The organism is Bradyrhizobium sp. Kon37 (assembly GCF_055807535.1).
This window is the reverse complement of record NZ_JBVVOY010000002.1, coordinates 69,253-91,918: the sequence shown is the minus strand read 5'-3', so window position 1 is coordinate 91,918 and position 22,666 is coordinate 69,253. Positions and strand designations below refer to the sequence as shown.

Here is a 22,666-nt window from a genome sequence, read left to right as displayed (position 1 = left end):
TTTGCATTCAAAAATGTAAAAAAGCAGAAGGACATGGGGAAATGGACCAGCAGGTGAAGGCGGAAGACCTCGTTTTCGAGCGCCAGGACAGTATCGGGCGGATCACCTTCAACCGTCCGCAGGCCCGCAACGCCTTCACCTTCGCGATGTACGAGCGGCTTGCCGCGATCTGCGAGGAGATCAACGACGATCACGCGATCAAGGTGCTGGTGCTGCGCGGGGCCGGCGACAAGGCCTTTGCCGCGGGCACCGACATCAATCAGTTCCGCGATTTCAAGTCGCCGCAGGACGCGATCGACTACGAGAACCGCATCGATCGGGTGCTGACCACGCTCGAGCAGTGCCGCGTGCCGACGATCGCCGCGATCAACGGGTTCTGCACCGGCGGCGGCGCGGGCATTGCCGCGGCCTGCGACCTCCGCATCGGCACCCAAAGCGCGAAAATCGGCTTTCCCATTGCCCGCACGCTCGGCAATTGCCTGTCGATGTCCAATGTCAGTCGTCTCACCGCACTGATCGGCGCTGCCCGCGTCAAGGATCTGATCTTCACAGCGCGCCTGGTCGACGCCACGGAGGCCGCCAGTGTCGGGCTGCTCGGCGAAGTCGTCGAGGATCTCGCCGCGCTCGACCGACGCGCCGACGAGGTCGCCCGGCTGCTCGCCAGCCACGCGCCGCTGACGCTGAATGCGACCAAGCAGGCCGTGGCACGCCTGCAAAGGCGGCTGACGCCGGACGAGGGCGAGGACCTCATCCTGATGTGCTACACGAGCCAGGATTTTCGCGAAGGGCTCGATGCTTTCCTCACCAAGCGCGCGCCGCAATGGCGCGGCCAATAGGACGCCCCGATGCAAAGCGATCGCTCGCAATCAACCTCCGCCCGTTCGGGGCCGCTTGCCGGCCTCAAGGTCATCGACCTCACCCATGTCATGGCAGGGCCGACCTGCACCTTGATGCTGGCCGACATGGGCGCCGACGTGATCAAGATCGAGAAATCGCCGAACGGTGACGACACCCGCCATTCGGTGCCGCCAAAGATTGGCGACGAGGCGGCCTCGTTCCTGATGATGAACCGCAACAAGCGCGGCATCGTGCTGGATCTGAAGACCGAGGGCGGCAAACAGGTGTTGCGGCGGCTGATCGCGGGCGCCGACGTGCTGGTCGAGAACTTTGCGCCGGGCGCCATGGAGCGCCTCGGCTTCGGCTACGAAGACCTGCACAAGCAGCATCCAACGCTGATCTATTGCTCGCTGTCGGGCTTCGGCCGCACCGGACCCTACAAGCATCGCCGCGGCTTCGATCTGGTCGCCCAGGCCATGAGCGGCATCATGAGCTTTACCGGCGAACGTCCCGATGGTCCGCCCGTGAAATGCGGCCCGCCGCTGTCCGACATCACCGCCGGCCTGCTGGCGAGCATGGGTATCCTCGCGGCCTACACGCACCGTCTCAAGACCGGCGAAGGGCAGTGGGTCGAGACCTCGCTCTATGAGGCCGCGCTGGTGCAGACCTACTGGCAGTCGACCATCGCGCTGGCCGCGGGCACCGCGCCGCGCGCCATGGGCTCGGCCCATCCGCTCAACGCGCCATATCAGGCTTTCGAGGCCTCGGACGGCTGGCTGGTGGTCGGCGGCGCCAACAAGAAGCACTGGCTGTTGATGCTCGACGCGCTCGGTGCGAACGAGCTGGCCGCCGATCCGCGTTTCATCAACGGCGCCGACCGCATGGCCAATCTGAAGGAACTCGAAGCTGTCCTGAGCGAGCGCTTCCGCACCCGCACGCGCGCGCACTGGCTGGCGGCGCTGGACGAGAAGGGCGTGCCGTGCGGACCCGTGCACGACATGCTGGAGGCGCTCAGTGATCCGCAGACGCTGGCGCGCGAGATGGTCGTCGAGGTCGAGCATTCCACGCTCGGTCCGGTGAAGACGATCGGCTTGCCGGTCAAGTTTTCGGAGACCCCAGGCAAAGTGCGTACGGGCGCGCCGGTCTACGGTGAGCATACAAGCGAGGTGCTGGTCGAGCACGGGTTCGACCAGAAGCAGATCGAAGCGCTCGAACAAGAAGGCGCAATCGTCCTGGCATCGGGAAGACGCGAGGAACGCGTCGCCTGATCGGACGTCGAAAACAACAAGAGACAAAAATCAGCTGGAGGACATCATGGGTCGGACGTCAACATTTCTGCTCTCCGCGGCCGCAATTGTGCTCGCCGGCACGATGCCAGCGCTCAGTGCGTGGCAGCCGCAAAAGCCGATCGAGTTCGTGGCGACGGCCGGACCCGGCGGCGGCACCGACAATCTCGCGCGCGCCGTGCAGAACATCATCACCAAGCACAAGCTGGTGGAGCAACCGATCGTCGTCGTCAACAAGGGCGGCGGCAGCGGCGCGGAAGGCTATGTCTACGGCAAGGCCTCCGCCGGCGATCCCTACAAGGTGATCTTCGGCACGTCGAATGCCTGGCAGCAGCCGCTCGTCTCCAAGGTCGCCTTCAACTACACCGATCTCACTGCGATCGCGGCAATGGCGCAGGACGAGTTCCTGCTCTGGGTCAAGCAGGACGCGCCCTACAAGACGGCGGGCGACTATCTGAAGGCGGCCGCATCAGGCGAATTCAAGATGGGCGGCGCGCAGTCAAAGGACACCGATGAGGTGCTGACCCGCATGATCGAGAAGGCCGGCCACATCAAGCTGACCTACATTCCCTTCAAGAGCGGGGCTGAGACCGCCGTGCAGCTCGCCGGCGGACACCTCGACTCCCACGTCAACAATCCCAGCGAAAGTCTCGGGCAATGGCGCGGTGGAACGCAGCGGCCGCTTTGCGTTTTCAGCCCGAAGCGGCTGCCGCAGGGCGCCAAGGTCACCGCGACCGAAGGCTGGGGTGATGTTCCGACCTGCGTCGAGCAGGGCCTCGATATCAAGCAATATGAGCAGCCGCGGACGGTGTGGCTCCCCGGCAAGGTCACGCCGGACCAGGCCGCGTTCTATGTCGACCTGATGAAGAAGGTGCAGGCGACGCCGGAGTGGAAGGACTACATCGAGAAAACCTCCCAGGTCGACACCTTCCTGACCGGCGCCGAGTTCGACAAGTTCATCAAGGAGGACCTCGAGCACGTCAAGCAGGTCGCGGGCGAGCAGGGCTGGTTGGTCAAGTGAAGCGGCCGATGGCGTTCGATTGCGCAGCCGAGTTCAACCACCGTCCTCATCCTGAGGAGCCCGCCGCAGGCGGGCGTCTCGAAGGATGGCCGCGGATGGGATGTCGCCCGGAGCCGTCCTTCGAGACGCGCGCCGAGGCGCGCTCCTCAGGACGAGGACTGAGCAAACATCTGGCGTTTCGCTGGAGTGGCCCATGATATCGCGCCGCGCCCTCGAGCTTGCGACCGCAATCCTCACCGGCAGCTTTGGTGTGACCGTCGTCGTCTCCAGCCTCGATAACGGCATCGGCTGGTCGAGCGCGGGCGTGGACGCCGGGACGTTTCCGTTCCTGACCGGCATCATCATCGTGCTTGGAAGTCTCTACAATCTGGTGCGCGGTTTGATGCCGGTTACGTCACTGGCGAACGTCCCCATTGCCATCACATCGATCGAGCTGCGACGGCTTGCCGGCCTGTTCGTGCCGGCCGCGATTTTCGTGGCTGCGATTCCGTTGCTCGGGATGTACGTCGCCTCAGCCCTGTACATCTTCGCGGTGCTCGCGATCCCCCGACAACAATCCGTGCCGCGCGCGCTTGGCACGGCGGCAGCGACAGCGCTCGCGCTCTACATCGTGTTCGAGCGTATGTTCCAGGTGAGCTTGCCGCACGGCGCGCTCGCCGCGGCATTCGGCTTCTGACGGAGAGGCCGATGGACAATCTCCAGGAACTCCTTCACGGCTTTGGCATCGCGATCACGCTGCCGCATCTGGCGCTGATGGTGATCGGCGTGCTGCTCGGCATCCTCGTCGGCGTGCTGCCCGGGCTGGGTGCTCCGAACGGGGTGTCGCTGCTGCTGCCGCTGACCTTCGGCATGCAGCCGGTCTCTGCCATCATCCTGCTCTCCAGCATGTATTGGGGCGCCTTGTTCGGGGGATCCGTGACTTCGATCCTGTTCAACATCCCGGGCGAGCCGTCGTCTGTCGCCACCACCTTCGACGGCTACCCGATGGCGCGCGACGGCCGTCCGACCACGGCGCTCGCCACCGCCTTCGGCTCGGCGGCATTCGGCGCGCTGATCGGCGTCATCCTGATCACCTTCCTCGCATCATGGGTGGCGCAGGTCGCACTCGCCTTCGGGCCGGCGGAATATTTCGCGGTCTATTTCCTGGCCTTCGCCAGCTTCGTCGGCATGGGCGGGTCGGCGCCGATCAAGACCGTCGTCGCACTGGCGATCGGCTTTGCGATCGCGGCTATCGGCATCGACACCGTCTCCGGCAGCGTGCGCCTCACCATGGGTGTCGACGAGCTGGTCAAGGGCGTGAACTTCGTCGTCGCGGTGATGGGCCTGTTCGGTATCGGCGAGCTGCTCGTCGCCGTCGAAGAGGAGTTTCATGCCCGCGCGATCTCGTCGAAGATCGAGTGGCGCGAGGTGTTTCGCGCGATCGGCCGCCTGCCGCGGCATAGCGTGGCACTGCTGCGCAGCGCGGCCATCGGATGCTGGATGGGGATCACGCCAGGCGGCCCGACCGCGGCATCCTTCATGAGCTACGGCATCGCCCGCCGCTTCTCGCGCCGTGGCCGATATTTCGGCACTGGAGAGGTCGAAGGCATCATCTCGCCGGAGACGGCCGATCATGCCGCCGGCACCAGCGCGCTTCTGCCCATGCTCTCGCTCGGCATTCCCGGCTCGGCCACTGCGGCCGTCATGATGGGCGGGCTGATGATCTGGGGTCTCAATCCCGGGCCGATGCTGTTCGTCGACCAGAAGGACTTCGTCTGGGGCCTGATTGCCTCGATGTATGTCGGCAACATCGTCGCCGTTGTGCTGGTGCTGCTGACCGTGCCGATCTTCGCGGCCCTGATGCGGATTCCCTTCGTGATCATCGCGCCGCTGATCGTGATCATCTGCGTCGTCGGTGCCTATTCGGTGTCGAACTCCTATCTCGATGTCGTCATGATGCTCGGCTTCGGGATCGTCGGCTATCTCTTCAAGAAGCTGTTCTATCCGCTGGCGCCGCTCGTGCTCGCGATCGTCATCGGCGACAAGGCCGAGGACGCGTTCCGGCAGTCGATGCTGATGTCCAAGGGATCGCTCGGGATATTCTTCGCCAACAAGCTGGTGACATGCCTGATCGTCGCCGGCATCGCGCTGTTGCTGCTTCCGCTCGTGCTGCAGCTTGCGCGCCTGCTGCGCAAGCCTGCGCCGTCGATCCACGAGACGACAGCCCAGAACACAGCTCGAGAGACCGCTCGGGAGAAGGTGATCATATGACCGCACAGCCGCTCGTTGCATTGGCAATGGGAGATCCCGCCGGCATCAGCCCGGAATTGGCCGCAAAGCTCGTGGTGCAGGACGACATCCGCGCGCGTAGCCGGATTGTCGTGATCGGTGACCGCCGCATCTTCGACGCGGGCGCGCGCATTGCTGGCGTCAAGCCGGAGCTGAAGACAGTAGAGCAGGGAGCAGATTTGCGCGCGGCGGAGGGCGAGACGCTGTTCGTCGATCTCGGCCACCTCGACCCCGGCGACATCAAGCAGCGAGTTGCGAGCCTTGCCGGCGGCAGGTTCGCGCTTGCCAATTACAAGCACGCGCTCGAACTCGGCCGCGACGGCCGGGTCGATGCCGTCTGCTTCACGCCGTTCAACAAGCAGGCGATGCGGCTCGCCCGCGCCGAGTATGACGACGAGATCGCGTTCTCCGCAGAAGTGGTCGGACTCAAAACCCCCGCAAGCGAGTTCAACGTGCTGGACCGGCTCTGGAACGCCCGCGTGACGTCCCATATCCCGCTCAAGGACGTCTCCGCGCGACTGTCCGGCGAACGCATCCATCGCGCGCTCAAGCTGACTGATGCTTGCATGCGCAATGCCGGCTTCGCCCGGCCGCGCATCGCGGTCGCCGGTCTCAATCCGCATGCCGGCGACGGCGGCAATTTCGGTCGTGAGGAGATCGATGTCATCGCGCCCGTGGTCGCCGCCGGCCAGCGCGAGGGCATTGCCGCCGAGGGGCCGTTCCCGGCCGACACGGTGTTTTTGCGCGCCAAGGGCGGCGCCTTCGATGCGGTGCTGACGATGTATCACGACCAGGGCCAGATCGCGATGAAGCTGATGGGCTTTGATCGCGGCGTAACCCTGCTCGGCGGCTTCCCATTCCCGATCTGCACACCGGCGCATGGCACTGCCTACGACATCGCCGGCCAGGGCATTGCATCAATCGGTGCCAGCCGTGCCGCGGTGTTGCTCGCGGCAGAGATGGCCGCGCGTCGCCTCACATGATCCGTTGCTACTTCGGCAGCGGCATCGTCAGCTCTTTGTCGGCAGTATCCACCACGAACACGGCAAGCAGCTTCGCGGGCTCGCTGTCGCTGGCATTGGCGCTGACGGCATGGCGGTCGCCGGGCTTTTCAGAGAAGTTCTCGCCCTTGTGAAAGACCTTGGCGGGGCCGTCATTGACCTGACTGCGGATCGCGCCTTCCAGGACGGTGGCGTAGATGAAAGCCGAGGGCGCGTGGATGTGGGCCGGCGAGGACCCTCCGGGACCATACTCGACCAGCACGCCTTTCATGCTCTTGCCGGGAACATTGGGCAGCGCCTGGTCGAACACGACCGTCACCTTGGCCGTGGGTGTCGCCGTCTCGGCGGCATGGGCCGTCAGGAATGATGCGGCATAGACGGCGGTTGCGATCAGCAATTTGCGCATGGGAGTCTCCTCAAAGTCTCGCGAGCCATGTTGCGAGCGACGTTTTGCCGAGCCGCGCCTCGCCGAGAGGGTTCAGCGACGTGTCGTTGATGGGAGCGCCGTAGTACGGCGCCTTTGGGTCTCCCACCACCGGTCGGGCGTCGCCGGACGCCTTCAGGCGCCGTGCGATGAATTCATTGAAGGGCGCCTTCTCAGGCCCTGCGATATCGATCGTGCCGTTGAGCGGCTGGCCCATCGCGACCTCCGCGAGGCGATCGGCGACGTCCTCGGCTGCGATCGGCTGAAACAATGCCGTGGGAACCACGATCCGGCCCTCGGCCGCACCCATGTCACCGATGGCGCTGAGGAATTCGAAGAACTGGGTGGCGCGAACGATCGAGTAGGGGACCGGAGATGCCTTGACGATGGTCTCTTGCGCGAGCTTCGCCCGAAAATAGGCGATGTCGGGCGAGCGCTCGGTCCCGACGATCGAGAGTGCCACATGATGCTTCACGGCCGCAGCCGCCTCGGTCGCAGCGAGGTTTTTGCTCGAACGCTCGAAGAATTCGAGCACGGCGGCAGGCTCCCAGGACGGCGCGTTGGCAACGTCGACGACGACATCCGCGCCCGCCAGCACTGCTGCGAGGCCTTCCCCAGTCACGGCGTTCACGCCTGATTTCGGCGAAGCCGCGACCGCGTCGTGGCCTTGCTGCTTGAGCTTCGCTACGAGCTTGGATCCGATCAATCCGGTCCCGCCGATCACGACGATCTTCATGGCATGCCTCCTCGGCACGTTGCGGGCGCGAGCGTTTCAGGATCGACGGCGCGCGCGTCGCGAAAGCGATGAGGCGACTCTTACCGGGGAAATGGGGCAGGCTCTTGCCTGTAACCGGCCTGCCTTGTCCAAAAATGCTGAAGATGTTTATCGATCGCCGATAGATAAGTTGCATATCGAAATAGTCCGACGCGCGGAGCGCACCGATGACGCCGGCATCCGCCAGCGGCGCTCGCTAGATTGCAGCACGTCCTTGTTGGCGCTCCGTCACAGACGGCATTCGCACCACGCAGCGGAACCCGACATGGCTCGTCGAGGTATCGACCGGTTCGGCGTGCCGCGCGGCCGGGCGATATCGGCGGCAATAGTTCGGAGCGCAGAGGTGTGAGCCGCCCTTGAGGACCTTGCGCGGAATCTGGATGTCGGGGAGGCGAGGGTCGTAACTTGTGTGCTCACCGCCGCCGCGGGGATTCTTGGGAATGCAGCAGGGTTTTGCAGCGTCGGCGGCGTGCTTTGACGACCACCAGTCGGAGGTCCATTCCCAGACATTGCCGATCGTGTCGTAGAGACCGTAGCCGTTCGCCGGGAAGGCCATGACCGGCGAGGTACGCTCGTACCCATCCTCGCCGAGATTCTGGACGGGGAAATTGCCCTGCCAGACATTGGCCATGTGCTTGCCGCCCGGCATCAGCGCATCGCCCCAGGCGTATTCCTCCGCCTCAAGGCCGCCGCGCGCGGCGAACTCCCATTCCGCCTCCGTCGGCAAGTCCTTGCCGGCCCAGTGGGCATAGGCTGCCGCATCGCTAAAGGAGACGTGCACGACCGGATGGTCGTCGAGGTCCTTGATGTTGCTGCCGGGACCATAGGGATGACGCCAGTTGGCGCCGCGCAGGAATGTCCACCACTGGCTCCAGTCGGTGAGATCGGTGATGCGCGGCAGCGGGGAGAACACCAGCGATCCCGCGTAGAGCATCTCTGCCAGCGCGCCCGGATAGTCCTTCGGATCGGGAATGATCTGCGCCTCGGTGACATGGCCGGTTGCGTCGACGAACTGCTTGAACTGCCGGTTGGTCACGGGCGTGCGGTCCATCCAGAAGCCGTCGACAGCAACGCGATGGCTCGGCGCTTCCTCCGGATAATGATGGTCGGATCCCATGCGAAAGGTTCCGCCGGGAATGAAGACCATCTCGCCGGTCTTCAAATCATCAGGCAACCACTCGCAGTGATCCAGATCCGCTCGCAACATGGTGGAAGCTCCGATACTCGCATTCCACCCGTTGCTACTGCGCCAACTCTGGCAGACTTCGACGATAGCTCTTTGCCCGGCCCATTGTCTAGTCCCCGCCTTTTTGGCGCTCGGGGAGAGGAGGACGCCGCGTTGCGTCAACATCTCTTTCCTTTGCACGCACGCCTTCGAGCACGCGGCAAATCTATGCCGCGTGCGCTCTGCCATCCGCAGAGCGCTTCCGCTTAATATCGCTAAGGTTGCAAACGGTATCCGAAGATTGGACGGCTGTGATGTGCAGTTTGTGCCAGTCTGGCCGGGCGGTTGGTGAGACCTAATGCCCCATGACGCAGATCCCACAACGCAGGCATTCAAGAGCATATTTTGCAACAAATTCGCGATGATTTTCCTCAAAACGCGAACTCAGCTTGTCGCACCCACCTCGCGTTGTGGTGGTACTTCGCTATCGCGTGCCGCAGAATTGTCGCGCTTCAGTAACAGGGTACAGCCATGGGGCAATTCCTTCTGGTTGATTCGCGCAAGCTGGACGGTTTCGAAGGACTTCAGCAGGCCGTCCACGGCTCGCATGTCGATGTGATGCAACTCGGCCGCGGTCGGTTGCGCGGAACGTTATCCCATGTCGGCATCGGCGACTTCTCGCTCAGCATCGGTGCTTTCAACGTCGGCATGCGCACGCAGCGGGTTTCCAGCGACGACAAGCTGATCATCGGGATGCTGCTCGCGGCCGAAGAGCGCGTCGCCCACTGGTCGTTCGACATGCAGCTCAACGATGTGCTCGTCATTCCGCCACGGCTCGAACATGACGGTGTTTTTCACGGCGGCTCCGCTTACGCCGCCATGCGCTTCGACCTCAGCGAAGTCGCGACGCTGTTCGGCGGTGAGGCACGGCTGAGCGACCCCGACACCTGGCGCAGCCGTGGTCATTTCCACGCGGACCTCGAGAGCGGCGCGATCGCCTCGCGCCGCCTGGTCCGGATCATGTCGCACCTGCGCGACAACAAAGATGGGTTGACGCCATCAACTGCCGATTTCTGGAAACGATCGATCGCAGAATGCATGGCTGCCAACGTCGCGTCGTCGCTGCCACCCGACGGCAATGGCTGGCTGCCTTCCGCGCGACGGCTGATCCGCAAGGTCGAGGAGTTTCTCGACGACGCCGGCACCCGTCCGGTGCACGTGTCGGAAATCTGCGCGGCGCTCGGCGTATCGCGGCGCACCCTCCACCGCGCCTTTCGGGAGGTATTCGGCCTCGGCCCGGTCAGCTTCCTCAGGCACAAGCGTCTCTGCGCCGTCCATTCGATCCTGCACCAGAGCGCACCCGGCTCGACCACCGTGACAGCGGTCGCTATGCAGCAGGGCTTTTACGAACTCGGCCGGTTTTCGCAATATTACCTTGCAATGTTCGGGGAGCGTCCGTCGCAAACGCTCGGAATCGCGGCGGTGCAGGCCGCCGAAGACGAGATCGCCAGAGCCTCGCGCTCTGAGCCTGGACCGCGAACGACGCCATGATGGCATGCATGCCGGTGTTTTGCAGGCGTCAAACGCCGAGAAAAACCGTCATGAAAACAACCAGATGGCTACTGTGCATGGGGTTGTTTTCACGGTTTTGAGTTGGATAGGCAGGCCGCCTCCAGCTTCACGCCCCGCAGACGATCACGCCGTACCAACCCAGGCCGCGATAGGTCTCGTAGCCGGGCGTCGCATGGAACGCGATCAGCATGCCCGAGCCGTCCTGGTAGAAGCCGGAACGCTGGCCATTGAGCGACAGCGAGATGCGTTCGCTGAGAATGCCTTGTCCGTCGGAAGCGGCGATCACGCGAAGATTGGAGTCGACCAGCAGCACGCGCGCCTTGTCGCTGTCGCCGACGCGCACGCCTTGCACGATGGCGCGGGCCTGCGCCTCCCAGTCGAAATGGATGGCGAGCACCCCGATCGGCGCGCCGTTGGCCTGGCCGCCGGCGCGGACGCTGGCGCAATAGGTCGCGACCTGGGCATTGCCGAGCAGCGGCTGGTTCTCGACGTCGCCGGCGACATAGTCGTCGCCGGAGCGCAGGGTCTTGGCCTCGCGAAACCATTTGGTGTGGGCGACGTTCTGGCCGACGACCCGAAAGCGGTCGGCGCGACCGTTGGCGATGACGTTGCCGTCGAGGTCGCAGAGCCAGAGGTCGAGATAGACGGTGTAGGCCCCGAGGATCACGCCGAGACGCTGCGAGGCATAGTTGACCGCCGCCGGAGCAGGCGAGGCCGCGCAATCGACCAGGGCGGAGTCGGTGGCCCACCAGCGCACGTCGCAGGTGCGTTCATAGAGGTTGCGGTCGATCAGTTCGACAGCGTTGAGCGACAAATCGACCATGCGCTCGCCGCGCGAGCGCTGGCTCATCCGGTCGATCGAGGCGACGAGATCGCCGGTCCGTTTCGTCAGCTGGCTTTCGAGTTCGCGGGCGATGGTCTCGACCTGCTGGCCGACGCCGCGGACCTCCTGCGCCACCACCGCGAAGCCCGCGCCTTGCGCGCCGGCCCGCGAGCTTTCGATCAGCGCGTTCAGCGCCAGCATCTTCATCTGATTGGTGATCTGCTGGATCGACTTGGTCTTGTCGACCGCGATCTGGTTGACCTCCGCCGTGAGTCGGTTGATCAGCGCGGAGATGTCGGAATCATCATCAGCGGGTTCATTTGCGATCGGCTTGGCTTTGAGACCCAGCGCAGCAGACATCGGGGGCTTCCCTTGGCAATGAGGTCTGATCTGCAACGAACCCGGAACAATCACTGACAGATCGAATACGATTCTTTTTCGAAGATTCCGCCTAACGCCTGCTTAATTTGCTGTTTTGCGGAATGCTCAAATGATAGTCAGTCCGCGTAGCAAAGCGGCAATCCACCGCTTTGTGCGGCGCAGACATTGCAAATCCCGGGGGATTGCGGGCCAATCGTCCCGTCGGCCGGGCGACGCAATACCTCGGCTCCCAGGTTCCTCAAACCGACAGCTGTTCATGACGCCGCCCGCCACCGCCTTGCCCGTCGAAGCGCCCCAGGCATTTCTGGGGGTGGCGCGCTCGCTCACCGACAAGCTCTGGCGCGACCGGCTGGATGCGCGCGGAGCGGCCAAGGCGCTTGCCATCGTGCAGCGCCACCAACTGCCCGAGCTGCTGGCGCGGGTGCTGGCAGGCCGGGGTGTCGACAGCGATGCCGTTGTCGATTTCCTCGATCCCACCATCCGCAAGCTGCTGCCGGACCCGTTCACGGTCACGGAGATGGAAGCCGCCGCGAAGCGGATCGCGGATGCCGCGGCGAACGGTGAGAAGGTCGCGATCTTCGGCGATTACGATGTCGACGGCGCGACCTCGGCGGCGCTGCTGACCTGGCATCTGCGCCATTGCGGGCTCGATCCGCTGATCCACATTCCCGACCGCATCTTCGAGGGCTACGGACCCAACACGGAGGCCGTGCGTGCGCTGGCCGAAAAGGGCGCCACGCTGCTCGTCACCGTTGATTGCGGCACCACCAGCATCGAGCCGCTCGCGGAGGCAAAACGTCTCGGCATGTCCGTCGTCGTGATCGACCATCATCAGGCCGGCACGGAATTGCCGGAGGTCGACGCGTTGGTCAATCCGAACCGGCTCGACGATCTCTCCGGCCTCGGCCATCTCGCCGCCGTGGGCCTCGTGCTGGTGACGCTGGTCGCGGTCAATCGTGAATTGCGCCAGCGCGGGTTCTGGAATGCGGAGATGCCCGAGCCGGATCTGCTCGGCATGCTGCATCACGTTGCGCTCGGCACGGTTGCCGATGTCGCGCCGCTGATCGGTCTCAACCGCGCGTTCGTCGCCAAGGGCCTGATCGCGATGCGGCGGCGCGACCATATCGGCCACACCGCGCTGATGGACGTGGCGCGGCTCAATGGCCCGCCGGAGGCTTGGCATCTCGGCTTCATGCTGGGGCCGCGCATCAATGCCGGCGGCCGCATCGGCCGCGCCGATCTCGGCGTGCGGCTGCTTTTGGAGGGTGACAGCGTCGAGGCCGCGCGGATCGCAGCCGAACTCGACCGCCTCAACAGTGAGCGGCGGATCATCGAGCAGGCGGCCGAAGCGCAGGCCGAAGCCGAGGCGCTCGCCTCGATCGGACTCGAGGACAAGATCGGGGTGATCGTCACGGCCTCCGAAGGCTGGCATCCGGGCGTGGTCGGTCTCGTTGCATCCCGGTTGAAGGAGAAGTTCTCGCGGCCCGCCTTCGCGATCGCGCTGGAGCCCGGCGGCATCGGCACCGGCTCCGGCCGTTCGATTGCCGGCGTCGATCTTGGCAAGGCAGTACGGCAAGCGGTCGCCGACGGCATTCTGCTCAAGGGCGGCGGCCACGCGATGGCTGCGGGCGTCACGCTGCGGAAGGAAAAGCTCGCCGAATTTCGCGCCTATCTCGAGCATGCCCTGGCGCGCGACGTTGCCGAGGCGCGCCACGTCAACGAGCTCTACATCGACGGCGCGGTCTCCGCGCGCGCGGTGACGACCGAGCTTGCAACGACGCTCAACCGCGCTGGTCCCTTCGGCAGCGGCAATCCGGAGGTCGTGTTGGCGCTGCCGGCGCACCAGCTCGTCTATGCCGACGAGGTGGGACAGGCACATTTGAGGCTACGCTTCAAGTCGGGCGACGGCGCCATCGTCAACGGCATCGCGTTCCGTTCGATCGGACAGAAGCTCGGCAACGCGCTCGTTGCCAATCGCGGCCAGCAATTGCATGTCGCGGGATCATTGTCGGTCGATCGCTATCAGGGCGCCGAGCGTGTGCAATTCCGCGTCATCGACGTCGCGCTACCCGACCAGGGACCATCCATGATTAGATAGGCCGGCAAACAACAAAAAAGCTAACAGAAAAAAAGAAAAAAGGGAGTGAACATGGCAGGGCAGGTTGAGGGCAAGGTCGCGCTGGTGACCGGCGGCGCATCCGGAATTGGCGAGGCAATTGTCGAGCTGTTCGCGCGCGAGGGCGCCACCGTCATCGCCACCGACATCGACGAGCTGCGCGGCCCCGAGCTCGCCAATCGCATCACCAAGGCCGGTGGCAAGGCGATTTTCCTCGAGCAGGACGTCACCAGCGAAGAGCGATGGATCGAGATCGCAGCCGAGATCGCGAAGCGCTTTGGCCGGCTCGATATTCTCGTCTCGAACGCCGGCATCGGCATTGCCGTACCCTCGATCGTCGACATGACGCTCAGCGATTGGCGCAAGCAGAACGCGATCAACCTCGACGGCGTCTTCCTCTCGGTCAAGCATTGCCTGCCCCTGATGCGCAAGACCGGCGGCGGCTCGATCGTCATGATGTCCTCGCTCGCGGGCCTGCGCGGCGCGCCCGGGCTGTCGGCCTATTCGGCGACCAAGGGCGGCGTGCGGCTATTCGCAAAGTCGATCGCGATGGAGTGCGCGGCGGCCTGTGACGGCATCCGCGTCAACTCCGTCCATCCCGGCATCATCGACACGCCGATCTGGGGCAAGATCCCGACCGGCGCGACCGGCAACCAGGGCAACGCGCCGATCGACCCAGACGAGCGTGCGCGCGTCGTCACGCCGCTCGGCCGGGCCGGCCAGGCTGCGGAAATTGCCTCCGGCGTGCTGTATCTGGCCTCTGATGCCTCGCGCTACGTCACCGGCAGCGAGCTCGTCATCGATGGCGGCATGAATGCCGGCGGCGTGCCGCGGCGGCAATAGCCCGCCGCGCGGGCTGCGAAGGGCAGGGTGGCGCCCGCGGGGGCTGACGCGCAGGCGTCGGCCCTGTACAACGCGGGCGTCTTCCGACCGACCGAGGTGTCTTTCCGCCATGGCGCACAGCCTTCACTCTTCGTCATCCACGCCCGCAACATTTCGCTCGAACCGTCCGGATCTCGTCAGCGACGGGATCCGCGGCGCGCGCGAGGATCTTGCCGCCTGCTTCCGCATGGCTGCGCGCAACGGCTTTGAGGAGGGCATCTGCAACCACTTCTCGGCCGTGGTGCCGGGCCATGACGATCTCTTCCTGGTCAACCCTTACGGCTACGCCTTTCGCGAGCTGACCGCGTCAAAACTGCTGATCTGCGACTTCCACGGCAACGTGCTCGACGGCGAGGGCGTGCCCGAGGCGACCGCGTTCTACATCCACGCCGAGATGCACAAGCGCCTGCCGCGCGCCAAGGTCGCCTTCCACACCCACATGCCCTACGCCACGGCGCTGTCGATGACCGAAGGCGATCCGCTGATCTGGGCCGGCCAGACCGCGCTGAAATTCTACGGTCGCACGGCCGTGGACCGTGACTACAACGGCCTCGCGCTCGATAACCGCGAAGGCGCGCGCATCGCGTCCAGCGTTGGGAATGCCGACATCATCTTCATGAAGCATCACGGCGTGATGGTGCTGGCACCGACCATCGCGGAAGCCTGGGACGATCTCTATTATCTCGAACGCGCCGCCGAGGTGCAGGTGCTGGCGATGTCGACCGGGCGACAGGTGCTGCCGGTCGATCCCGCCATTGCGGCCGAGACCTACAGGCAGATGCGCGAGGGCGATTCCGAATCCGCGCGGCTGCATCTTGCGGCGATCCGCCGCCAGCTCGATGCGGAGGAGCCGCAGTATAGGCATTGAAGCGCGTTACGACCCCTGCCGCAGCTTCGCCAGCACCTTCAGCCCGCCATAGCCGTCCGCAGGCGTGATGCCCGCGCGCTGCTGAAAATCCTTGATTGCCTTCATGGTGTCATTGCCGACACGGCCGTCGGTGCCGCCGGTGTCGAAGCCCGCCTTGGTTAGGCGTGTCTGCATCTCCTGCACCTCGGCGAGCGTCAGCGCGCGCTCGGAGCCGGGGAATGGCTGGATGAAGGGCGGGGCGCCGAGGCAGCGGTCGCCGAGATGGCAGATCGCCAGCGCGTAGTTCATCGAGGGGTTGTAGCTCTTCACCGCGTTGAAATTCGGCCCCACCAGAAACGTCGGCCCGCCCGCAACCGGAGTCCATATCTGCGCCGATGCGGAGGGTTGCGGGAACGGCTGGCCGTCGGCGCGGGTGACGCCGGCCGCCTGCCAAGCCGCATAGGTCCGGCTGCCGCTCATCTCACCGGGCGCGCGCACCTCGTATCCCCAATGCTCGCCGCGGTGCCATTTGCCGCGATTGACGAGATATTTTGCGGTCGAGCCCAGCGCATCGTCGGGCTTGCCGAACGGCGACACCTTGCCGTCGCCATCGTAGTCGATGCCGACATTAAGCCAGACCTCCGGCATCCATTGCGAATGCCCCATCGCGCCGGCCCAGGATCCCTGCATCTGCTCCGGCGTGCTCCAGCCCTTGTCGACGATGCGTAGCGCGTTGATCAGCTCGGTCTCCCAATAGGCTTTTCGGCGCGGCTCGTTCCAGGCGAGCGCGGCGAGCGAGGGAAACACCGGCGTCATGTGGTTCTGCTGCACCAGCGGATCGCCATAGGCGGACTCGACGCCCCACAGCGCCAGCAGCGTACCGCGCTCGACGCCGAAATCGCGCTCGATGCGTGCAAGCAGCGCCTCGTTGTTCTTCAGCGCGATCTTGCCGTTGATGATGCGCCAGTCGGAGACGCGGCGGTTGATGTATTGCCAGACCTGCTCATGGAATTCGGGCTGGTTGCGCATCTGCTTGAACACGCTCATGTCGGGCTCGACCCGCGCCATCGCGCGCTGCCAGGTCGCGGCCGAGATGCCCTTGGCCATGGCGCGAGCGCGAAAACCCTCACGCCATTCCTCGAAGCCTGGAGGCGCGGCCAGGATGCGCGTTGGGAATGCGATGAGTGCGGCTGCGCCGACCGTCGATCGAAGCAGAGCGCGGCGGCTGCGAGAGGCTATGGAATCAGCGTGTTTCATGGACCCATTCTAGCGGGAAACATGGTGGCTGTGACCAGTTCCTGGAACTGCAGGAACAGATGCGGGCCCGCGTTCCCCGGAACAAACTGTCGCACTCCCGCATTCCCCCAGCATCACGTTCGAGGAGGAGAAGATGAGGAAATATCTGTTTGCCGCCGCCATGGTCACCGCCATCGCCGCGCCTGCTTTTGCCGATGAAGTCGGCGTTCACGTCGGTCCCGTCGGTGCCGGCGTGACCGTCGGACAGTCTCACGAATATCGTGAGCGGGACCGCGATCGCGACCGCACCACCGTCATTAAGGAGCGCGAGCCCGCTGACCGCACTACGGTGATCAAGAAGGAAGATGAGTTCGGCAATCGCAGCAAGACCGTGATTCATCACGACAACGATTGACGGAGTGGGGCCCCGGCCGATCGCCGGGGCCCTCCGTCGCACGCAGTCCGTTCATCGATAATTCGGGGTGGAATGAAGATACGCGCGCATGCGGAAAGCCATGTCGTCGAGCTGGACGACGGATCGCAATGGCAGATCTTTCCCGGCGATCTCGCGACCACGCTGAGTTGGGAGCCAGAAACCGATCTGCACCTGGAGCAAAGCGGCGAGCGCGTGAGTTCGCATGAGCTGGTGAATGACGCCGATCAAAGCCGCGTCCGCGTAATCGCAGCGGGCGAGACCTGGCCCGATGGCGAGGTTAAGAAAGTGTTGAAGGGCGGGTAGGGCGCGCCTGCAATAGGTCGGATATCCCCAATTTTGAGCCTGTCACTTTACGGTCGGTTTGCGTCCGTCTGCGCACAATGCGTGAATGCAGGAGCTGTTCGACATTATCCGTGCCAATCCCTGGCCGTTCGGCGCCGGGTTGTTCGTCGTCATCCTGATGATCCTCGCGGAGAACTTTGGCGGCGGTATTCAAGGCGACGGCGCCGTCAGTGACTTCTCGGATTCGGACGGTGGCGGCTGTGGCGACGGAGGAGGCGGCGACTAGGGCCGCTCACCTAGTCCTCCTGCAAATCGGCCGCGATGCCTGCGAGCCAGCGGCGAATGCTTGCTTCGGCCTTGGCGTCGAGCCCGGCGGCAAGGCGCTTCTCCAACGCAATCACCCGCTCCCGGCACGCTTTCAAAAGCGTCGCGCCGCGTAGCGTCAGCGTCCACTGCTGGATGCGGCCGTGGACGGGATGGGGCGTCATCACAATCGCACCGTCACGTTCGAGATTACGGATGATGACGCCGACGGTCTGGGGCGTCAGAAAGGTGAGGCGGGCAACGTCGGCCCCTGACAGTCCCGGATAGGCATTGAGCATGGTCAGCACCGCGAATTGCGGTGAGGTGACACCGAGATCGGCCAGCGACCGCTCCATCGTCAGACGGACTGCGGCGTGGGCCTGTCGCAGCAGATAGCCGAGATAACCCTGCTCGCCGCGCTTGCCTTCCCCTGGAGCTGGGAGGCGCACCGCCGGGGCGGCCGTGGCTGCCTTCCGCCGCGGTTGCGATCTCGTGATATCAGGCGGCTTGCGCGTCATGTAAGTGCCCTTATAAGGTATCAGTACTCTTACAATACCACGAGGTGAACGGCAATGTCACACGCCCGCAGCGAATATGAGGATTTCAAGAAGATCGCGCCCGACGCGTATGAGCTGGTGCTGGCGCTCGGCCAGGTCGCGGCCAAGGCCGGCCTCGACAAGCAGCTTCTCGAACTGGTCAAGCTGCGGGCATCGCAGATCAACGGCTGCGCCTTCTGCCTGCAGCATCACATCCTGCTTTCGGAGCGGATCGGCGTGCCGGTCGACAAGCTCAATTTGGTCGTGGTCTGGCGCGAGGCGCCGATCTTTTCCGCGCGGGAACGTGCCGCGCTGGCCTGGACTGAGGCGCTCACCTGCCTGCCTGACGGAGTCGGCGAACAGGTGTACGCCGAGGCGAGCCGTGAATTCTCGGAGACCGAGCTGACATACCTGACCTCGGCGGTCGCCTCGATCAACGTCTGGAACCGTTTTGGTGCGGCGTTTCGCTGGACGCCGGCGAAGCGGCCGGTCGCAGCGAATGCAGCGGCATCCTGATTGCAACGAAGGGAGATCATGATGACAGCGATGAGTCTGCCCACCACACCGCGCCCGTTGCCATCGCGCTCGATGGCGATCGCCGTTATCGGCGGGCTCGCCTGCGCGCTTGCGATTGGCAAGGCGCTGCCGGTGACGATGGACACCATATCCGGCGCACTCTCGCCGCTCTGCGCCACGGCTGCCGAAAGCTCGCCGCTCGACAAGGTCGAACCGATCGGCTCCTACGCGCTGCCGAACGTACCGGGCAAACGCGTCACCATCGTGCGCGTGTTCTACGGTCCCGGCGGGTTCTCGCGGCCGCATCGTCACGCGGGATCCGTCACCGCCTACATCACCAAGGGCGAGATCCGCTCCCAGCTCGGCGGCGGCCCGATCGAGACGTTCGGCGTCGGCCAGTCCTTCTTCGAGCCGCCCGGCTCGACCCATCTGGTCTCGGCCAATGCGAGCACCACGGAACCGGCGGAATTGATCGCGGTGTTCGTGGCAGACGAGGGCGCCCAGCTGACGACGTTGCTGGATTGATCCGTAGCCCGGGTGAGCGAAGCGACACCCGGGGCAGTCGTCGCGTGAGTCCCGGATGTCGCTTCGCTCATCCGGGCTACGTTACCGGCGTGCTCTCTCGTCAGCCGCCATAGGATGCTGGATCAGGGTTGTCCGACGGGTGCTCGAACGACTTCTTCATCGACACCGGCATGGGCACGTGGAAGTTCAGGCCGCGCGGCGGCACCGGCTCCATGAACCATTTGTTGTAGATCTTCTCGATCTCCGAGCTCTTGTAGAGTTTTGCGGTCGCGCGATCGACCACCGCCTTAAACGGCGCATCGTCCTTGCGCAGCATGATGCCGTAAGGCTCCGGATCGGAGAACGCGCCGGTGCTGATCGCGTAGAGCGACGGATCCTTTGAGGAGGCGATCATCGCCGCCAGTTGGATGTCGTCCATGACGAAGGCCACGGCGCGGTCGGTCTCGACCATCAGGAACCCTTCGGGGACATCCTTCGCGTTCATCACGGTGATGTCGAGCGAGCGGGCCGCATTGGCCTTGTTGAGCTGCGTGATGTTGGTGGTGCCCGAGACCGAGACGACGGCCTTACCCTTGAGATCGTCGATTTGGTCGAGCTTCGAAGTCTTCTTGGACACGAAGCGGCTCGCCGTGAGGAAATGCGTGTTGGTGAACCACACTTGTTTCTGGCGATCGGCGTTGTTGGTCGTCGAGCCGCATTCGAGATCGACGGTGCCGTTCGCCATCAGCGGAATGCGGCTGGAGGAGGTGACCAGGTTCTCGTTGACTGCGAGCTTGTCCAGCTTGAGTTCGGCCTTGATCTCCTCGACGATCTTCATGCAGATGTCGATGGCGTAGCCGACGGTCTTCTGCTTCTCGTCGATATAGCTGAAGGGCACCGCACTGTCGCGCACGCCGAGCGTGATCGCGCCGGTGTCCTTGATCTTCTTCAAGGTCCCGCTCAATTCCTGCGCATGAGCCGGCACGCCGAACGCGACGGCCAGAACGGCCGCTATTGTGAGACGCATGTGCTTTCCTTCATCCTGTTTGCCCGTTGGGAGGAAAGCAATTCTGAGGCCAGACAATTCTGAGGCCAGAGAAGGCTCCGACATAAGGAGGCCGGGCCGGTCAGGCGGCGTGCGTGCAATTCGCTGTCATAGGACTGTCATCAGACAGTTTGGTTGGCTGTCTAGATGGCGCAAGCAGCGTCAGTTCTCGTCGCCGCCCGATCCCTCGCGCAGGTCCGGCTTGAGCACGTCCTCCGGCAGCGCATGCGCCACGGGCTGTGGCGTGCCGGCGATCTCCGGGCCGACCTCGCGGCCGCGGGCGCGGATCAGACGCTCGTACGCCGAGACCAGCGTGACGTAAGGACTGACCCAGATCCAGCCGTCGCGGGTGAACACCTGCACGTCGAAATGCAGGTGCATCGAGGTGCCGGCGGGATGGTCGAGATAGTTCGAGACCACGCCGATCTTCTCGCCCTCCGATACGATGCGGCCGTTGAGCAGGCCATCGGCGTTCAGCGCCTGCGGGTTCATATGCATGTAGCGGAAACGGATGTGCTCGTTCCGGCTGTTGATTTGCAGCGTCACGGCCTGGTCCTTGGAAGCGCGTATGACCCTCGCATCGCGCACGGCGACGACGGCGCGCTGCTTGGGATCACAGGCTTGGCGGCCTTCACCAGGCGATGGGCACTCGGCCGCGCGGATGTCCTCGCCCTGATGGCCATAACCGCCGCCGCATTGCCAGACCTCGAAACTGCGGGATTCGCAGAAATTGTCGCGCCAGGGGTAAGCGGTCGTGCTCTCCATCTTGTCGCGCTTGGCATAGGATTGCGAGCGCACGAACGCGGGGGCCTTCTCGAGAGGAAAGCGGATCTGTGCGTAGGCCATCACATCGGGATGGCCGCCCACCTTGCGATAGCCGGTGTTCGGGATGATGTCGCCACTCGGCCGGTAGGTGAAATCCGGGGAACGTACCGCAGGACGATCGAGAATGTTGGAAGCGATGTCCGTGAGCGGCCGCATGCGCTGGCCGCCCGCCACGCGCAGCGCCTTCAGGAAGCGTTCGGCGACCGGATAGGCCTCCTTGCAGGCAAGCCGCCGCGGCTTGGCGACGCTGTCGAGGCATTGGATCGACACCACATAGGTGACGCCGAAACGGGTGAAAGCGTAGCGCACATAGCCTTCTCGGATGAGCTTGCGCAGGTCCGGGTAGAGCGCCGCGAGCGGTTTGACCGGCTCGCCCTTGCCGCCCGAGGGATCGGCAATGTCATAGACGAGCGCCGAACCCGTAATCTGCACCTCGACCGGCCTTGCGAAGACCCGGCTCGGCATGCCGTCTCCGGTACCAGGCTCGAACGAGAAGGTCGCGCTGTAGCCGGCGGGCCCGGCATCGAACATGTCGACGGAATTGAAGTCGGCCTGGTAGCGCGACAGCGCGAGGGTCGCCGGCGCGCCATTGCGCCGTGCTTCGAAATACGCGGCAGCGTCGAACGGCAGCAGCACGGGCACGGAGCTGCGAGCGATGCCGGTGAAGAAGTGCGAGGAGATCGCGTTGAGCTGCACCAGCGCCGGCATCGCGCGCGGATCGTAGCGCGGCACCGAACGACGGGGAGCGAAGATGAAGTCTTCCGCCGCCCGGGGGTGGGCATTGATTTCGGTGCGGAGCTGGTCGAGCGCCGCGCGCCAATCGACGCGCAGCGCCGTGAGCGAGGGGCTGCGGAATTCATCCGCAGCCAGCGGAGAGGCAATGAGGAGCGAAAGCGACGCCAGAAGTTGCGAGACGAAGCGGAAACTTTTCCCAACCACTGTCTCGCCCCCCGGCGGCACCTGTTGCGCTCGCTTTGGCCCCGTCAGTCCTTAGCGCGCTCGGAGTAGGAGCCGTCTTCGGTCATCACCACGATTCGGGTGCCGACGGCGATGTGCGGCGGCACGGTGGTGCGCACGCCGTTGGACAAAATCGCGGGCTTGTAGGACGAGGAGGCGGTCTGGCCCTTGGTCACGGGCTCGGTCTCGACCACTTCGAGCGTCACGCGCTGCGGCAACGCGATCGACACCACATTGACGTCGTGCGTCGACAATTTGACCGTCATGCTCTCCTGAAGATAGGCCGCGGCGTCGCCGATGACGTCCTTCGACACCTGGACCTGGTCATAGGTTTCAGGGTTCATGAAGTGGAAACCGTCACCGTCTTCATAGAGATAGGTGAAGTTGCGTTCTTCGATCGTGGCCTTCTCGACCTGGTCGGTGGTCTTGTAGCGCTCGGAGATCTTTACCCCGTCCGAGATTCGGCGCATTTCGATCTGGCTGACCGGGGTGCCCTTGCCGGGATGGATGTTCTCGGCGGTCACGACGACATATAGCTTGCCGTCTTGCTCGATCACGTTGCCCTTGCGAATAGAACTGGCGATGACTCTCAAAGCTGTATTTCCTGCTTGCTTGGCCCGGCTCGGGC

The 22,666-nt window shown here is 64.4% G+C and carries 24 protein-coding genes; 15 read left to right on the top strand and 9 right to left on the bottom strand.

Features of this window, described 5'->3' with window-relative positions; translation table 11 throughout:
* The first annotated feature begins 41 nt into the window (after positions 1-41).
* The 6 genes from AC0L3J_RS04615 to AC0L3J_RS04590 all read left to right on the top strand — a co-directional run bounded on the left by AC0L3J_RS04615 (position 42) and on the right by AC0L3J_RS04590 (position 6,395).
* Complete coding sequence (locus AC0L3J_RS04615; protein WP_473346162.1) at positions 42-836, top strand: enoyl-CoA hydratase/isomerase family protein; 795 nt, start codon at positions 42-44, stop codon at positions 834-836.
* A gap of 9 nt (positions 837-845) precedes the next feature.
* Positions 846-2,105 (top strand): CaiB/BaiF CoA transferase family protein, encoded by a 1,260-nt coding sequence (locus tag AC0L3J_RS04610; protein ID WP_473346161.1) that lies wholly within the window; start codon positions 846-848, stop codon positions 2,103-2,105.
* 46 nt (positions 2,106-2,151) lie between these two features.
* Positions 2,152-3,144: a Bug family tripartite tricarboxylate transporter substrate binding protein gene (locus tag AC0L3J_RS04605; protein WP_473346159.1), complete on the top strand. Its 993-nt coding sequence runs from the start codon at positions 2,152-2,154 to the stop codon at positions 3,142-3,144.
* A gap of 193 nt (positions 3,145-3,337) precedes the next feature.
* Complete coding sequence (locus AC0L3J_RS04600) at positions 3,338-3,820, top strand: tripartite tricarboxylate transporter TctB family protein (protein WP_473346157.1); 483 nt, start codon at positions 3,338-3,340, stop codon at positions 3,818-3,820.
* A gap of 11 nt (positions 3,821-3,831) precedes the next feature.
* Positions 3,832-5,394: a tripartite tricarboxylate transporter permease gene (locus AC0L3J_RS04595; RefSeq protein ID WP_473346156.1), complete on the top strand. Its 1,563-nt coding sequence runs from the start codon at positions 3,832-3,834 to the stop codon at positions 5,392-5,394.
* Positions 5,391-6,395 (top strand): 4-hydroxythreonine-4-phosphate dehydrogenase PdxA, encoded by a 1,005-nt coding sequence (locus tag AC0L3J_RS04590; RefSeq protein WP_473346155.1) that lies wholly within the window; start codon positions 5,391-5,393, stop codon positions 6,393-6,395. The genes AC0L3J_RS04595 and AC0L3J_RS04590 overlap by 4 nt, the downstream gene beginning before the upstream one ends.
* Before the next feature lie 7 nt (positions 6,396-6,402).
* Here the strand turns inward: AC0L3J_RS04590 and AC0L3J_RS04585 are convergent, their stop codons facing one another.
* From AC0L3J_RS04585 to AC0L3J_RS04575, 3 genes are all read right to left on the bottom strand, one after another.
* Positions 6,403-6,819: a cupin domain-containing protein gene (locus tag AC0L3J_RS04585; protein WP_473346154.1), complete on the bottom strand. Its 417-nt coding sequence runs from the start codon at positions 6,817-6,819 to the stop codon at positions 6,403-6,405.
* Between the two features lie 10 nt (positions 6,820-6,829).
* Entirely contained in the window at positions 6,830-7,573 is a 744-nt protein-coding gene (locus tag AC0L3J_RS04580) for an SDR family oxidoreductase (protein ID WP_473346153.1), read from the bottom strand.
* Positions 7,574-7,808: 235 nt separating this feature from the next.
* Positions 7,809-8,819, bottom strand: a complete 1,011-nt coding sequence (locus AC0L3J_RS04575) for a formylglycine-generating enzyme family protein (protein WP_473346152.1) — start codon at positions 8,817-8,819, stop codon at positions 7,809-7,811.
* A gap of 489 nt (positions 8,820-9,308) precedes the next feature.
* Here AC0L3J_RS04575 and AC0L3J_RS04570 point away from each other — a divergent pair, with 489 nt between their 5' ends.
* Positions 9,309-10,328 (top strand): helix-turn-helix domain-containing protein, encoded by a 1,020-nt coding sequence (locus AC0L3J_RS04570; protein ID WP_473346150.1) that lies wholly within the window; start codon positions 9,309-9,311, stop codon positions 10,326-10,328.
* 127 nt (positions 10,329-10,455) lie between these two features.
* Here AC0L3J_RS04570 and AC0L3J_RS04565 read toward each other — a convergent pair whose 3' ends face one another.
* Complete coding sequence (locus AC0L3J_RS04565) at positions 10,456-11,532, bottom strand: methyl-accepting chemotaxis protein (RefSeq protein ID WP_473346148.1); 1,077 nt, start codon at positions 11,530-11,532, stop codon at positions 10,456-10,458.
* A gap of 277 nt (positions 11,533-11,809) precedes the next feature.
* Between AC0L3J_RS04565 and recJ the strand changes: the two genes are divergently transcribed.
* The 3 genes from recJ to AC0L3J_RS04550 all read left to right on the top strand — a co-directional run bounded on the left by recJ (position 11,810) and on the right by AC0L3J_RS04550 (position 15,419).
* The gene (gene recJ, locus AC0L3J_RS04560) at positions 11,810-13,651 is read left to right on the top strand and encodes a single-stranded-DNA-specific exonuclease RecJ (RefSeq protein WP_473346146.1); all 1,842 of its coding nucleotides are present in this window, start codon (positions 11,810-11,812) and stop codon (positions 13,649-13,651) included.
* A gap of 51 nt (positions 13,652-13,702) precedes the next feature.
* Positions 13,703-14,512: an SDR family NAD(P)-dependent oxidoreductase gene (locus AC0L3J_RS04555; RefSeq protein ID WP_473346144.1), complete on the top strand. Its 810-nt coding sequence runs from the start codon at positions 13,703-13,705 to the stop codon at positions 14,510-14,512.
* A gap of 109 nt (positions 14,513-14,621) precedes the next feature.
* Positions 14,622-15,419 (top strand): aldolase, encoded by a 798-nt coding sequence (locus AC0L3J_RS04550; RefSeq protein WP_473346143.1) that lies wholly within the window; start codon positions 14,622-14,624, stop codon positions 15,417-15,419.
* Between the two features lie 6 nt (positions 15,420-15,425).
* Here the strand turns inward: AC0L3J_RS04550 and AC0L3J_RS04545 are convergent, their stop codons facing one another.
* Positions 15,426-16,655 carry a lytic murein transglycosylase gene (locus tag AC0L3J_RS04545; RefSeq protein ID WP_473346141.1) on the bottom strand — a complete coding sequence of 410 codons (1,230 nt, stop codon included), beginning with the start codon at positions 16,653-16,655 and terminating at the stop codon, positions 15,426-15,428.
* A gap of 133 nt (positions 16,656-16,788) precedes the next feature.
* Between AC0L3J_RS04545 and AC0L3J_RS04540 the strand changes: the two genes are divergently transcribed.
* The 3 genes from AC0L3J_RS04540 to AC0L3J_RS04530 all read left to right on the top strand — a co-directional run bounded on the left by AC0L3J_RS04540 (position 16,789) and on the right by AC0L3J_RS04530 (position 17,638).
* Positions 16,789-17,049, top strand: coding sequence for a hypothetical protein (locus tag AC0L3J_RS04540; RefSeq protein ID WP_219680264.1), 261 nt, complete (start codon positions 16,789-16,791; stop codon positions 17,047-17,049).
* Between the two features lie 72 nt (positions 17,050-17,121).
* On the top strand, positions 17,122-17,373 hold the full coding sequence (locus AC0L3J_RS04535; RefSeq protein ID WP_473346140.1) for a hypothetical protein: 252 nt from the start codon (positions 17,122-17,124) through the stop codon (positions 17,371-17,373).
* Positions 17,374-17,458: 85 nt separating this feature from the next.
* Entirely contained in the window at positions 17,459-17,638 is a 180-nt protein-coding gene (locus tag AC0L3J_RS04530) for a hypothetical protein (RefSeq protein ID WP_473346139.1), read from the top strand.
* Positions 17,639-17,648: 10 nt separating this feature from the next.
* On the opposite strand, the gene AC0L3J_RS04525 is transcribed toward AC0L3J_RS04530, so the two are convergent.
* Positions 17,649-18,173: a MarR family winged helix-turn-helix transcriptional regulator gene (locus AC0L3J_RS04525; protein ID WP_473346138.1), complete on the bottom strand. Its 525-nt coding sequence runs from the start codon at positions 18,171-18,173 to the stop codon at positions 17,649-17,651.
* Positions 18,174-18,227: 54 nt separating this feature from the next.
* On the opposite strand from AC0L3J_RS04525, the gene AC0L3J_RS04520 reads away from it, so the two are divergent.
* Together AC0L3J_RS04520 and AC0L3J_RS04515 are read left to right on the top strand one after the other, a co-directional pair.
* Positions 18,228-18,707, top strand: a complete 480-nt coding sequence (locus AC0L3J_RS04520) for a carboxymuconolactone decarboxylase family protein (protein ID WP_473346137.1) — start codon at positions 18,228-18,230, stop codon at positions 18,705-18,707.
* Between the two features lie 21 nt (positions 18,708-18,728).
* Positions 18,729-19,232 (top strand): cupin domain-containing protein, encoded by a 504-nt coding sequence (locus AC0L3J_RS04515; protein ID WP_473346743.1) that lies wholly within the window; start codon positions 18,729-18,731, stop codon positions 19,230-19,232.
* Positions 19,233-19,332: 100 nt separating this feature from the next.
* Here AC0L3J_RS04515 and AC0L3J_RS04510 read toward each other — a convergent pair whose 3' ends face one another.
* The 3 genes from AC0L3J_RS04510 to efp all read right to left on the bottom strand — a co-directional run bounded on the left by AC0L3J_RS04510 (position 19,333) and on the right by efp (position 22,631).
* Complete coding sequence (locus AC0L3J_RS04510) at positions 19,333-20,238, bottom strand: amino acid ABC transporter substrate-binding protein (protein WP_473346135.1); 906 nt, start codon at positions 20,236-20,238, stop codon at positions 19,333-19,335.
* A 180-nt stretch (positions 20,239-20,418) separates the two neighbouring features.
* Positions 20,419-22,041, bottom strand: a complete 1,623-nt coding sequence (locus AC0L3J_RS04505; RefSeq protein WP_473346134.1) for a M23 family metallopeptidase — start codon at positions 22,039-22,041, stop codon at positions 20,419-20,421.
* A gap of 23 nt (positions 22,042-22,064) precedes the next feature.
* Entirely contained in the window at positions 22,065-22,631 is a 567-nt protein-coding gene (gene efp, locus AC0L3J_RS04500) for an elongation factor P (protein ID WP_027569909.1), read from the bottom strand.
* Positions 22,632-22,666 lie beyond the last annotated feature (35 nt).

Excerpts from the sequence above, each read along its gene's own strand:
- AC0L3J_RS04615 (WP_473346162.1), top strand. The coding sequence starts at position 42 with ATGGACCAGCAGGTGAAGGCGGAAGACCTCGTTTTCGAGCGCCAGGAC.
- AC0L3J_RS04610 (WP_473346161.1), top strand. The coding sequence starts at position 846 with ATGCAAAGCGATCGCTCGCAATCAACCTCCGCCCGTTCGGGGCCGCTT.
- AC0L3J_RS04605 (WP_473346159.1), top strand. The coding sequence starts at position 2,152 with ATGGGTCGGACGTCAACATTTCTGCTCTCCGCGGCCGCAATTGTGCTC.
- AC0L3J_RS04600 (WP_473346157.1), top strand. The coding sequence starts at position 3,338 with ATGATATCGCGCCGCGCCCTCGAGCTTGCGACCGCAATCCTCACCGGC.
- AC0L3J_RS04595 (WP_473346156.1), top strand. The coding sequence starts at position 3,832 with ATGGACAATCTCCAGGAACTCCTTCACGGCTTTGGCATCGCGATCACG.
- AC0L3J_RS04590 (WP_473346155.1), top strand. The coding sequence starts at position 5,391 with ATGACCGCACAGCCGCTCGTTGCATTGGCAATGGGAGATCCCGCCGGC.
- AC0L3J_RS04585 (WP_473346154.1), bottom strand. The coding sequence starts at position 6,819 with ATGCGCAAATTGCTGATCGCAACCGCCGTCTATGCCGCATCATTCCTG.
- AC0L3J_RS04580 (WP_473346153.1), bottom strand. The coding sequence starts at position 7,573 with ATGAAGATCGTCGTGATCGGCGGGACCGGATTGATCGGATCCAAGCTC.
- AC0L3J_RS04575 (WP_473346152.1), bottom strand. The coding sequence starts at position 8,819 with ATGTTGCGAGCGGATCTGGATCACTGCGAGTGGTTGCCTGATGATTTG.
- AC0L3J_RS04570 (WP_473346150.1), top strand. The coding sequence starts at position 9,309 with ATGGGGCAATTCCTTCTGGTTGATTCGCGCAAGCTGGACGGTTTCGAA.
- AC0L3J_RS04565 (WP_473346148.1), bottom strand. The coding sequence starts at position 11,532 with ATGTCTGCTGCGCTGGGTCTCAAAGCCAAGCCGATCGCAAATGAACCC.
- recJ (WP_473346146.1), top strand. The coding sequence starts at position 11,810 with ATGACGCCGCCCGCCACCGCCTTGCCCGTCGAAGCGCCCCAGGCATTT.
- AC0L3J_RS04555 (WP_473346144.1), top strand. The coding sequence starts at position 13,703 with ATGGCAGGGCAGGTTGAGGGCAAGGTCGCGCTGGTGACCGGCGGCGCA.
- AC0L3J_RS04550 (WP_473346143.1), top strand. The coding sequence starts at position 14,622 with ATGGCGCACAGCCTTCACTCTTCGTCATCCACGCCCGCAACATTTCGC.
- AC0L3J_RS04545 (WP_473346141.1), bottom strand. The coding sequence starts at position 16,655 with ATGAAACACGCTGATTCCATAGCCTCTCGCAGCCGCCGCGCTCTGCTT.
- AC0L3J_RS04540 (WP_219680264.1), top strand. The coding sequence starts at position 16,789 with ATGAGGAAATATCTGTTTGCCGCCGCCATGGTCACCGCCATCGCCGCG.
- AC0L3J_RS04535 (WP_473346140.1), top strand. The coding sequence starts at position 17,122 with ATGAAGATACGCGCGCATGCGGAAAGCCATGTCGTCGAGCTGGACGAC.
- AC0L3J_RS04530 (WP_473346139.1), top strand. The coding sequence starts at position 17,459 with ATGCAGGAGCTGTTCGACATTATCCGTGCCAATCCCTGGCCGTTCGGC.
- AC0L3J_RS04525 (WP_473346138.1), bottom strand. The coding sequence starts at position 18,173 with ATGACGCGCAAGCCGCCTGATATCACGAGATCGCAACCGCGGCGGAAG.
- AC0L3J_RS04520 (WP_473346137.1), top strand. The coding sequence starts at position 18,228 with ATGTCACACGCCCGCAGCGAATATGAGGATTTCAAGAAGATCGCGCCC.
- AC0L3J_RS04515 (WP_473346743.1), top strand. The coding sequence starts at position 18,729 with ATGACAGCGATGAGTCTGCCCACCACACCGCGCCCGTTGCCATCGCGC.
- AC0L3J_RS04510 (WP_473346135.1), bottom strand. The coding sequence starts at position 20,238 with ATGCGTCTCACAATAGCGGCCGTTCTGGCCGTCGCGTTCGGCGTGCCG.